The organism is Granulicatella balaenopterae (genome assembly GCF_900111135.1).
Taxonomy (GTDB): Bacteria; Bacillota; Bacilli; order Lactobacillales; family Aerococcaceae; genus Granulicatella; species Granulicatella balaenopterae.
The window spans coordinates 51,997-63,136 of the sequence record NZ_FOGF01000008.1 but is presented as its reverse complement, the minus strand read 5'-3'; the positions used below and the strand labels follow the sequence as shown (position 1 = coordinate 63,136).

The window sequence follows — 11,140 nt, the reverse complement described above, 5'->3', positions numbered from 1 at the left end:
CAAATAACCAGAAAGGCTCCATTACCCTAAATGATAAAAGTATAAAATTACCTAAATTAAAAGAAGTAAAAGCTAAAATACATAGAAAACCAAATGAAAATTGGATACTAAAATCAGCAACTATCAGCCAAGAAAAAGACAATAAATATTATGTCAGTGTGTTATTTGAATATGCTGAAGAAGTAAGTAAAGTAGAAATCACAGATAAAATAATAGGACTTGATTACAAATCAGATGGATTATACGCAGATAGCGAAGGAAATATGTGTGGAAGTCCTAAATATTATAGAAAATCACATGAAAGATTAGCTAAGTTGCAAAGACAATTATCAAAAAAAGAGAAAGGGTCAAATAATAGAGAGAAAGCAAGAAAAAAAGTAGCGAAATTACATAGACATATATCGAACCAAAGACTAGATTTCTTACATAAAGAATCAACAAGGATAGCCAACTTGTATGAAGTCGTGTGTATAGAATCACTTAATATGAAAGCTATGTCAAATAAAGGGTTCGGTAATGGGAAAGCAACATTAGACAATGGATACGGACTATTCCAAACGATGCTTGAGTATAAATTATTGGATAGAGGTAAATACTTAGTAAAAGTAGATAAATGGTATCCATCGAGTCAAATTTGTAGCCATTGTGGCAATAGAAAACATCTCAACCTAACTGATAGAACATATTGTTGTGAATGTGGTCTTGAGTTAGATAGAGATATAAACGCTGCACTGAATATAAAAAACGAAGGACTTAGAATCCTCATGAGTGCATAATAAAAAATAGAGTATAGTAGGGTAGGAACTACCCAAACTTATACGCTTGTGGACTTTTTGTAAGACGGAGGAATAATCAATTAGATTAGGAAACGCAGGAGAGGACGAAACAAGAAGCACCTAAGCTTTAGCTTAGTGTGTAGTTCACTAAACATAAATAAACAAGACTATATAATAAGAAAAATCATATGATTCTTTTGAGGCAAATGCCCTTTTGAAAAATTTTTCGTTAATCTGTTTTTTAGTCAAAAATAAAAGAAAAAATAAAGGGAGGTATGTAATTTCTTGGTTGTCTATCGCTAGTAGATGGAGTATCATTAAATTAACAATTATAAGGGGGATTTGAGATGGCAATTCGTGTAAAAAAAGAAGATTTATTTAAACGTGAAAAAGTAGAAGTTCCTAAAGATATAAAAAAACAAGCTGAATTAGAAGATTATGAATTAGATAATATTGGGGATTGTTTTATTATGATGCCTAAATTAACATCAGAATTAGAAGATGAGAAAAAAATTAAAAATAATATAAAAAAAGAATGGCTTGAATCATAAATTGGTAAAATGACAAAAAAACTAAAGGTGGAAAACCTTTAGTTTTTTTGTTTTGTAAGAATTCGATTAAAATATCTTAAAAATCTCCTAAAAAAATGAAAATTATATGATAAAATATTTATAAAGCGTTTACAAAAAATGGTAATAGGGTTATTATATAAATGTATTTAAAGCTTTAGAAACACCGACAATTTTAGAAATATTTCTTGAATAATCAATAACACAAAACGGGGGGACAAAAATGAACAAGACTATCAAAAAGCAAGCATTTTTAACGCTGTCAGCATCGTGTTTATTATCAATTGCAGCAATGAATGCTCCAATCATTTCAGCAGAGGAAGCAGTAGCTCAACCAACAGTGGCAACTGTTATTGAGGCTAACCAAGGCGTCTTTCAATTGGCGCCAGTCACAGATTATATGACTTTAGCTAATGAAACAACGGAAACTATCAAATTAGACGCTAAGACTGCTGCTAATTTAAATTGGACTTTATCTGGTAAAACTATTGAAGGTGAAGTAAAAGAAGAAAAACCATTAGCAGATTGGCAAAAATGGTTATTAAAAAAAGGTGGAGGTTTTACAGGTGGTCAATGGATTACTGTAGAAACTACTGGCGATGAAAATGAATCAACTGTTACAATTAATGTTGACTCATTATTTGGTGAAGATTTAAGCCAACGTGCAGCATATGGTAATATCCGTCGTACATATCGTCACTGGATTGGTGAGTATACATTACAAGCTAAAGACGCTGATGGTAATGTAGTGATTACTAAAACAATTAATTTACGTCCATATGATGGCTATCGTACTGCCGAAGAACGTAAAAAAGAAGTCTATAACTATGCAGAAAATGCAACAGATCGTTTAGTTAAAATTGAAAAGATCGGTACAACTTTACGCGGTCGTGATATTCCAATGGGAATTGTTGCTAAAGACCAAGCATCAATTGATGGTTACTTAAATGGTACTGGTAAAGATATGTTAGCTACTCCAGACGATTTATTAAAATTATTACAAGAAGATAAATTAGATTATAAATTACCAATCTATATTCACAATACTCACGCTGATGAACAACCAGCTCCTGACGTGGTAACAGAAGCGTTCAAACAAATCGCTACAAAAGATACCATTACTTTTGAAACATATGTAAGTGGTGGGGAACGTTATTATGACGAAGATGGTAATCCACAAATTGAAGAATTAGGCGCAACAAGAACAGTAACGCTAAATGTAAAAGATTTATTAGATCGCTTTATCTTTGTATTTACATTCTTAGAAAACCCTGATGGCGACTATGAAAACTTCCGTACATTAGTTAATGGTATGGACCCTAACCGTGATGCGTGTTATCAAGTGAACCCAGAACCAAGAGCAACTATTGCACAAATCAATAAATGGAATCCAATCTCAATCGTGGATGTTCATGGTTTCGTATCAGAATACTTAATCGAACCATCAACACCTCCACATGATCCTAACTTTGAATATGATATCTTTGCTGACTCATCAGTTGACCACGCTCGTCACTTAGGTCGTGCAGGATTACATGCTTCTAAATATGAAGGATTTATGATTCCTAAACACTATTGGGGAGATGGCTGGGATGACGCCTTCGCTGGTTACACTGGTGTATATGGCTTGTACCATGGTATCTTAGCTCATACAATGGAAATCCCTCAAGGTAATGAAGAATCATTTAAAGCAGGGGTTAATGCATTATTTGGTAGTATTGATTACTTAAATACTAACCGTAAATTAGTCTTTGAAAATCGCTTGAAATACTATTCTCGTGGTGTTAATAAAGTTGAATCCCAAGATGCTGAAAATCAATTAGTAGGTCCAAAAGGTGAAGTAGTAGGACGTCCTAATAAAGTAGATGGACAATTCTTCCCAGATTATTATGTAATTTCAATGACACCATCTAAGAAATATGATGTGGAACAATCTTACGCAATGATTGAATACTTCGCTCGTAATGGTGTTGAATTAAAACAATTAACAGAAGATGTTGACGGCTTCAAGAAAGGTGACTTAGTAGTTGATATGGCTCAAGCTAAACGTGGCTATGCAAACTACTGTCTATATGATGGCGCCGATGAATCTGCTTGGAAAGCGATGTATGCTGAAGTAGTTATGGACATGCCAGAAATGCGTGGATTTGAATCTACTCCAATCTATAAAGATAAAGCTAAAGAATTAGATGGCAAATTAGGTGAAGTATCTCATACAGATGCACCACAAGCAGCAATTGAAGAAGGTGAATACTATCAAGTAGCTAATAACTCTATTTATGTTATTAAAGAAGTGAATGATTTATTGAAACAAGGTGAAACTATTTACTTCACTGAAAATGGTTTTGCAATGTCAGCAGACACTCTTAATAAATTAAAAGCAAATGTATCTGTTGTAGCTGAACCTCTAACAGACTACTCATCATTAACAGATGCTCGTATCGCTAATGATATTAAAGTATATGTTAATAAACAAAACGCATGGTGGGCTGGTGCTGAATTACCAACATCTACTTACATGGCATTAGAACAAGTTGGCTTTACAGTAGTAGACGATCCAGAAGCTGCTGATATTATTGCTTTAGAAGATCACCGTTATGATGAAAAAATGTTTGGTAACAAACCAGTTATCGTTCTTGGTGGTACTGCAATGGCTAACTTAGAAGATTTAGGAATCTTAGATGGCTTTGATGCAGAAGCAACTGGTTACTCACATGAAGGTTTAATGCATGTAACTATTGATACTGATAATGTATACTCTAATGGTTATACTGCAGATGACTTATTATATAGTGCATCAGGTAGCTGGATTAATGCTACACCAGAAGGATTTAATGAAGTTGTTAAAGTTAATGACAAAGATTACTTCCAAACTGGTTGGTGGCCAGGTAATGAAGTTTTAGCTAATAAAACAATGGCTATCGAAGGAACATTCAAAGACTTCCCATTATTCGTATATGCTGGGGATCCAACACACAGAATGCACTCACAATACTTCTACCGCTGGGTAACTAATGCTATCTATAATGGTACTTTACAAAAAGCAGTAGCTCCAGAAAAACCAATTGTAAAACAAGGTTGGGATGGCGATTACTACTATCAAGATGGCGAAAAAGTAACATCACAATGGATTCACGATGATAATTACAAAGGCGACTATTACTTAAAAGCTGATGGTAAATACGCTCGTGATGAATGGGTTAGTGGTTACTTCTTAACACAATATGGTAAAATGGCTACAGATGGTTGGTACTATGATAAAGGTGACTGGTACTATATTCACGAAGATGGTACATATGCACATGATGAATGGGTAGATGGCTACTTCTTAACACAATATGGTCAAATGGCTAAAGGTGGCTGGTACTATGATAAAGGTGACTGGTACTATATTCACGAAGATGGTACATATGCACATGATGAATGGGTAGATGGCTACTTCTTGACACAATATGGTCAAATGGCTACAGATGGCTGGTATTACGATAATGGTCACTGGTACTATATTCATAAAGACGGTACATACGCACATGATGAATGGGTTGGCAAATATTACCTAAAACAATGGGGCGATATGGCAAGTAATGAATGGGTTTATGATGGCAAAGGTTGGTGCTTCATAAAAGAAGATGGCCGTTATGCTCGTAAACAATATGTGAATGGTTATTATGTAGGTTCAAATGGTTATTGGAAAAAATAGTCATTTTTAATAATGATAACTAAATAATAATAAAGGGACTAGGCAAAAGCTTAGTCTCTTTTTTTGTGCATGAAGCAGTGGACGAATCTAGTAAGTGGTAAAGATGTAGTAGGGAAGTTCTGGTTCATACAGATATTATGATGTAATAAGATTACCAATTAAGTAATTCCTTAAATGACAGTTAAAAAGATTTTATACTTGTTTTAATAAATTCTAGAAAGATAGGTGAAATCGATAGTCAAAAGGGGTGAATGTATCGTATAATGAAGGGTAAATATATTAAGAAATATAGAAGAAATGAGGGGATCTTGTGGTAGGATTATTTATTACAATGGAAGGACCAGACGGCGCAGGAAAAACAAGCGTTATTAAGGAATTACTTCCTCGTTTACAAGCAAAAACAACTAAAAATATTATCTCAACAAGAGAACCAGGAGGTAGCAATATTGCGGAAAGTATTAGGGGCATTATTTTAGATGTGAATCATCAAGAAATGGATGTTCGTACAGAAGCCATTTTATATGCGGCGGCTCGTCGACAACATTTAACCGATATTGTGTTACCAACTTTAGCTAATGAAGATATGATTTTTTGTGATCGCTTTGTTGATAGCTCAGTTGCTTATCAAGGCGTTGCGCGTGGTATTGGTGTAGAAGAAATTCGTCAATTGAATCAATTTGCTACAGCAGGATTACGACCAGATATCACCCTTTACTTAGATGTGCCATCAGAAGTAGGGTTGGAAAGAATTTATAAAGCTCGTGGTGAAAGACAATTTGACCGTTTAGATCAAGAAGGTTTAGCGTTTCACCAAAAAGTACGTCAAGGTTACTTAGCATTAGTAGCTGAAGAAAAAGAACGATTTATCGTGGTAGATGCTACGGCGCCTATCGAAGAAGTGGTAGAAAAATGTTATAATAGTATTGTAGAGAAATTCCCACAATTTTTTGATAAATAATAGAAAGGGGTATTAAGATGAAATTAATTATTGCGATTGTACAAGATAAAGATGCACATGTATTAGGTGATGAATTTGTTGATGCGAATATTCGTGCAACAAGATTATCAACAACAGGAGGATTCCTACGTGCAGGTAATACAACTTTTTTAGTTGGGATTGAAGAAGAACGTGTTGAGGAAGCATTGGATATTATTCGTGAAAATTGTCAATCACGTGAACAATATACAACACTACCAATGCATTTGGATACAGCAATGGATTCAAGTATGTCATTTCCAATTCCAGTTCAAGTTGGTGGAGCGACTGTCTTTGTTGTACCAATTGAGTCATTCTTTAGATTCTAGGATTGATAGAAATGGATTATTTGAAGGAAGCCTTTATTAAGACTATTGATCATAAGCGTTTAGTGCATGCTTATATTATTGATGGGATGAAAGGTAGCGGTAAACGAGAATTAGTTCAATTTATTACCCAAGCATTATATTGTGAGAATCGTCAAGAGGGAGAAGCACCATGCCTAACATGTCCGCAATGCGTGAAAGTGGCTAATAATCATTTAGTGGATGTGGTGGAAGTTTTTCCGGATGGACAGTCAATTAAGGTAGACCAGATCCGTGAATTACGTCAGCGATTAGCAACAAGTGGTATGGAAAGCTCTAAAAAAGTATGTATCTTACATCAAGCTGATCAAATGACGCTAGGAGCTAGTAATAGCTTATTAAAATTTTTGGAAGAACCGATTGTGGAAGTGTATTTCTTTTTATTAACTGAGAATGTTGCTAAGGTTTTGCCAACTATTCAATCACGTTGTCAAGTGGTGCGGGTGATTCCTACGAGTAGCCAGCAGTTTGAAGAGAAGTTGATGGAAAAGGGAGTACATGAGTCATTGGCGAAGTTTATTTCGTATTTAACCCAGTCAGAATCAGAAGCGATTGATTTAGCTGAGTCGGAATCGTTTATTAGTTTGAAGCAAGAAAGTTGGCAATGGTTTATCCGTTCAGTGGAGTATTACCCCCAAGCGTTTATGATGGTTCAAACAAAATTAAAACCTATTTTAGAAAACAAAAAGCAAGAACAGCAATTATTAGAAATGATCGCATTTTATTGTCGAGATATGTTATGTGTATGTGAAAAAACTGCTGACCAATTAATCCAACCAGAAAAACTGAACGATTATCAAGCATTAGCTAGTAAAACTACCACACAATATTGGTTAATGAAAATCGAAAAAGTCTATCAGGCGATGAAAATGCAGCAATCAAATGTTGGCGTACAAGGTATTTTAGAAGAATGGTGTCTGCCAAATTGATAAGCATGCAATAGAAAGGTGAGCAAAGATGAAAAAAGCAATAGGAGTCACATTTGAATCATTTGGAGATATTTTTTATTATCAAGTTCCAAATTTTCCAGTTCAAGTAGATGACCAATTAGTTATAGAACGTAATAAGGTGTTAGAGATTGCTATGGTAAAGTGTGTTCGTAGCGATATTCAAGAAGATGATTATTTAGAAAACAAAAAAGAGATTAAACGTCTGGTCGATCAGATTGATTTGAAAAAAATAGCTAAGAATGAAGCGGATTGTAAAGATATTGTCATTAAAACAAGAGAAATTATCGAAAACTTAGAATTACCAATGAAAGTGATTTCTGCGGAGTATACCTTGATGCGTGAACGTTTAATGATTAAATTTAGTTCTGATTCCAGAGTTGATTTCCGTCAATTAGTTAAAGAATTAGCAGCAATTTATCATACACGTATTGAATTACGTCAAATCGGTGTGCGTGATGAAGCGCAAATCGTTGGTGGCATTGGAATTTGTGGACGCCAGCTATGTTGTTCATCGTTTTTAGGCGACTTTACACCAGTATCCATTAAAATGGCCCGCGAGCAGCATTTATCATTGAATCCAACTAAAATTTCAGGGATTTGTGGGCGTTTAATGTGTTGTTTGAGTTTTGAGAATGAGACTTATGAAGAGATTCGTAAAAAAATGCCTGATATTGGTCGTGAGATTGATACTCCAGACGGCCGTGGCAAAGTTGTTGGTTTAAATATTTTGGAAATGGTGATTACCGTCTTTGTATTTGAATCCCGCCAAAAAGTCGATTATTATTTCAATGAATTTGATAAAAGTATGGTTAGAGTCACAGAAAATGAGAATTAAATAAAGATGAGGTGTCGATATGCAAAATCGTGAGGTATTAGATCGATTAGCAAGATTAAAAGAATCAGCCACAGAACAACTTGCAGAAATTACCCAATTAGAAGGGGAATTAGTTACTTTAATGGAAGAAAATCATAATCTTGCAATGGAAAATAAACATTTAAAAGATCGTTTAGATAGCTTGCAAGAGCCTGATGAAATCATTATAGAAGGTCAAGAAATTGAGTCATCAATGAGTAAATCATTATTAAACTTAGAAAATATTTATCATGAAGGGTTCCATATTTGTAATTTATATTATGGTAAGCGTCGTGAAAATGATGAAGAATGTATGTTTTGTACAGATATTTTGTATGGTGAATAGGATTTATAGACTATTTTTCAGAGCAAATCTATCTATGGTATAATACCTATGAAGATTTGCTTTTTTTAATGATGTTAAAGGTGGGGAAATAATGAAGATAGAATTAAAAGAAGGGGAACGCATTGATCGTTTGGAACGTGAGGGTATTTCAATTATTCAAAGTAGTCAGGTCTTTTCTTTTTCGTTAGATGCGGTGTTGTTAGCAGATTTTGCTAGTTTACCTCGTACAAAAAAAGGTGTTGTTGTGGATTTATGTTCAGGAAATGGGGCGGTAGCCTTTTTATTAACAGCTAAAACTAAGAATAAAATTTTAGGGGTAGAATTGCAAAGTGCTTTAGTAGATATGGCAAAAAGAACGGTAGCAATGAACAATTTAGAAGAGAAAGTATCGTTTTTACAAGCAGATGTAAGGGAGCTGAAAGGTGTTATTGCGAAGGATTCAGTGGATGTAATTACGTGTAATCCACCATATTTTAAAGTGGCTAAGAAGAATTTAACCAACAAATTAGATAGTTACACTTTGGCTCGTCATGAAGTAGCCTTGCCCTTAGAAGAATTATTAGAAGCAATGAGCGGTTTATTGAAGATGAAAGGGAAAGCGTATATGGTTCATCGTCCTGATCGTATGGCAGATATAATTATTTTAGCACGCAAATATCGTTTGGAACCAAAACGTGTGCAATTTGTTAGCCCTAAAAAAGGGAAAGAGAGTAATATTATGCTGATTGAATTTATTAAAGATGGTGGATTAGGAGGTATGCGTATTTTGCCGGAATTAGTAGTTTTTGATGAACAAGGTGACTATACGAGCGAGCTGAAGCAGGTGTTATTTGGTGAAGCCGATGACGAATAATAAAAAGAGTCACTATATGTATATTGTCTATTGTAAAGATCAGACTTTATATACTGGTTATAGTACAGATTTTTTAAGTCGAGTAAAGACTCATAATGCCGGAAAGGGTGCCAAATATACGAAGATTCGTCGTCCAGTTAGATTATTATTTGCTAAGGAATACCTTGATAAAAGCAGTGCCTTAAAAGCTGAAGCTGCCTTTAAAAAACAGACACGATCAAAGAAGATAGCTTTTTTAAAAGAGCATCAAATAGATTTAGAAAAAGTACAAAAACCAGTAATTGAGCTGTTAGAGGAGAGTGGAAAAGATGAATAGACAAAAGAGTTTTTCCCCAGATGTAATGGGGTGTTTATATTTAGTGCCAACACCAATTGGAAATTTAGAAGATATGACTTTTAGAGCAGTCCGTACTTTAGCAGAAGTTGATATTATTTTAGCGGAAGATACTAGACATACACAAAAGTTATTAAATCATTTTGACATTAATACATCACAAATGAGTTTCCATGAGCATAATACAAGAGAACGGATTCCACAAGTCATTGAAATGATACAGTCAGGGAAAACATTTGCGCAAGTAAGTGATGCGGGAACACCATCAATTAGTGATCCAGGTTTTGAATTAGTTCAAGCCTGTATTGAACAAGATATTACGGTTGTTCCATTACCGGGGGCTAATGCTGGGATTACTGCTTTAATTGCATCAGGTTTAGTGCCACAACCATTTTATTTCTATGGATTTTTAGGTCGTCAAAAACGTGAGCGTAAAGAGCAATTAGCATTATTAAAGAGTCGCCCGGAAACGGTTATTATTTATGAATCACCATATCGCTTGAAAGAATGCTTCAATCAAATTAGTGAAGTCTATGGTCGTGAGCAAGAAGTGGTATTATGCCGTGAATTAACGAAGAAATATGAAGAGTTCATTCGTGGTACGGCTGAGGAATTAGTTGAATTAGTTCATGAGGAAGATTTGAAAGGTGAATGCTGTATTTTAATTGGTGCCAAAACTGCGCAAAGTTTACAATCAATTGCCGATAATTCGGATGATGAACAATTATTAGCATTATCAATCGAAGAACATGTCCAACATTTAATTGATACAGATGGTTTAAGTCAAAAAGATGCGATTAAAAAAGTTGCGAAAGATCGCTCTTTACGTAAGCAAGAAGTCTATTCCATTATTCATCAATAACAGTATACAAAAAAACTATCAAACCATTTTGAGGTGGATTTGATAGTTTTTTATTATTTGTCCGCTAATAAATCACGAATTTGAGCTAATAACTCTTCAGTTGTAGGAGTAGCAGGTACTTCTTCAACAACTTCTTCGTCTTTTTTGCGTAAATTTTGAGCAGTATTCATTGCTTTAACAACAACGAATAAAACAGCTCCCACAATCAGAAAGTTAATAATAGCTGCGGCTAATTCACCAACACCTAAATTAACAGAACCAATTGTCCAAACAACTTTAGCGATTGCTTCAGCATTGAAGATAGCTGCGATAATTGGATTAATAATAGCTGTTACAAGCGCTGAAACAATCTTTTGGAAAGCTCCACCGATAACAACAGCTACTGCTAAATCAATCACATTACCACGCATTAAAAATTCTTTAAATTCTTTTAACATAGTCGACTTCCTTTCGTACTTTTTGAGATACTTGACTAGTATAATCTATTTTTTTGAAAATTACAAATGATTACATTTTTTATACATTTTTCAGTCAAATAATCTGTTTTCAAAATGTG

General features: G+C 34.3%; 12 protein-coding genes. 11 read left to right on the top strand and 1 reads right to left on the bottom strand.

Going from position 1 to position 11,140, the window contains the following annotated elements; all coding sequences use genetic code 11:
• The 11 genes from BMX09_RS03180 to rsmI form a co-directional block, all read left to right on the top strand.
• The coding region (locus BMX09_RS03180; protein ID WP_089746259.1) for an RNA-guided endonuclease InsQ/TnpB family protein at window positions 1-776 on the top strand (776 nt) is incomplete at its 5' end.
• Between the two features lie 347 nt (window positions 777-1,123).
• Window positions 1,124-1,327 (top strand): hypothetical protein, encoded by a 204-nt coding sequence (locus BMX09_RS03175; RefSeq protein ID WP_089746258.1) that lies wholly within the window; start codon window positions 1,124-1,126, stop codon window positions 1,325-1,327.
• 241 nt (window positions 1,328-1,568) lie between these two features.
• Entirely contained in the window at window positions 1,569-5,045 is a 3,477-nt protein-coding gene (locus BMX09_RS03170; protein ID WP_089746257.1) for a hypothetical protein, read from the top strand.
• Between the two features lie 310 nt (window positions 5,046-5,355).
• On the top strand, window positions 5,356-6,003 hold the full coding sequence (gene tmk, locus BMX09_RS03165) for a dTMP kinase (protein WP_089746256.1): 648 nt from the start codon (window positions 5,356-5,358) through the stop codon (window positions 6,001-6,003).
• Between the two features lie 17 nt (window positions 6,004-6,020).
• Window positions 6,021-6,350: a cyclic-di-AMP receptor gene (locus BMX09_RS03160; protein WP_089746255.1), complete on the top strand. Its 330-nt coding sequence runs from the start codon at window positions 6,021-6,023 to the stop codon at window positions 6,348-6,350.
• Between the two features lie 11 nt (window positions 6,351-6,361).
• Window positions 6,362-7,315 (top strand): hypothetical protein, encoded by a 954-nt coding sequence (locus BMX09_RS03155; protein WP_089746254.1) that lies wholly within the window; start codon window positions 6,362-6,364, stop codon window positions 7,313-7,315.
• Between the two features lie 28 nt (window positions 7,316-7,343).
• Window positions 7,344-8,171 carry a PSP1 domain-containing protein gene (locus tag BMX09_RS03150; protein ID WP_089746253.1) on the top strand — a complete coding sequence of 276 codons (828 nt, stop codon included), beginning with the start codon at window positions 7,344-7,346 and terminating at the stop codon, window positions 8,169-8,171.
• Between the two features lie 19 nt (window positions 8,172-8,190).
• On the top strand, window positions 8,191-8,535 hold the full coding sequence (locus BMX09_RS03145; protein WP_089746252.1) for an initiation-control protein YabA: 345 nt from the start codon (window positions 8,191-8,193) through the stop codon (window positions 8,533-8,535).
• A gap of 91 nt (window positions 8,536-8,626) precedes the next feature.
• Window positions 8,627-9,388, top strand: coding sequence for a tRNA1(Val) (adenine(37)-N6)-methyltransferase (locus BMX09_RS03140; protein WP_089746251.1), 762 nt, complete (start codon window positions 8,627-8,629; stop codon window positions 9,386-9,388).
• On the top strand, window positions 9,378-9,704 hold the full coding sequence (locus tag BMX09_RS03135; RefSeq protein ID WP_089746250.1) for a GIY-YIG nuclease family protein: 327 nt from the start codon (window positions 9,378-9,380) through the stop codon (window positions 9,702-9,704). Before BMX09_RS03140 ends, BMX09_RS03135 begins: the two co-directional genes overlap by 11 nt.
• Window positions 9,697-10,584: a 16S rRNA (cytidine(1402)-2'-O)-methyltransferase gene (rsmI, locus tag BMX09_RS03130; protein ID WP_089746249.1), complete on the top strand. Its 888-nt coding sequence runs from the start codon at window positions 9,697-9,699 to the stop codon at window positions 10,582-10,584. The genes BMX09_RS03135 and rsmI overlap by 8 nt, the downstream gene beginning before the upstream one ends.
• A gap of 53 nt (window positions 10,585-10,637) precedes the next feature.
• On the opposite strand, the gene mscL is transcribed toward rsmI, so the two are convergent.
• Complete coding sequence (gene mscL, locus BMX09_RS03125) at window positions 10,638-11,021, bottom strand: large conductance mechanosensitive channel protein MscL (RefSeq protein WP_089746248.1); 384 nt, start codon at window positions 11,019-11,021, stop codon at window positions 10,638-10,640.
• Window positions 11,022-11,140: the final 119 nt, after the last annotated feature.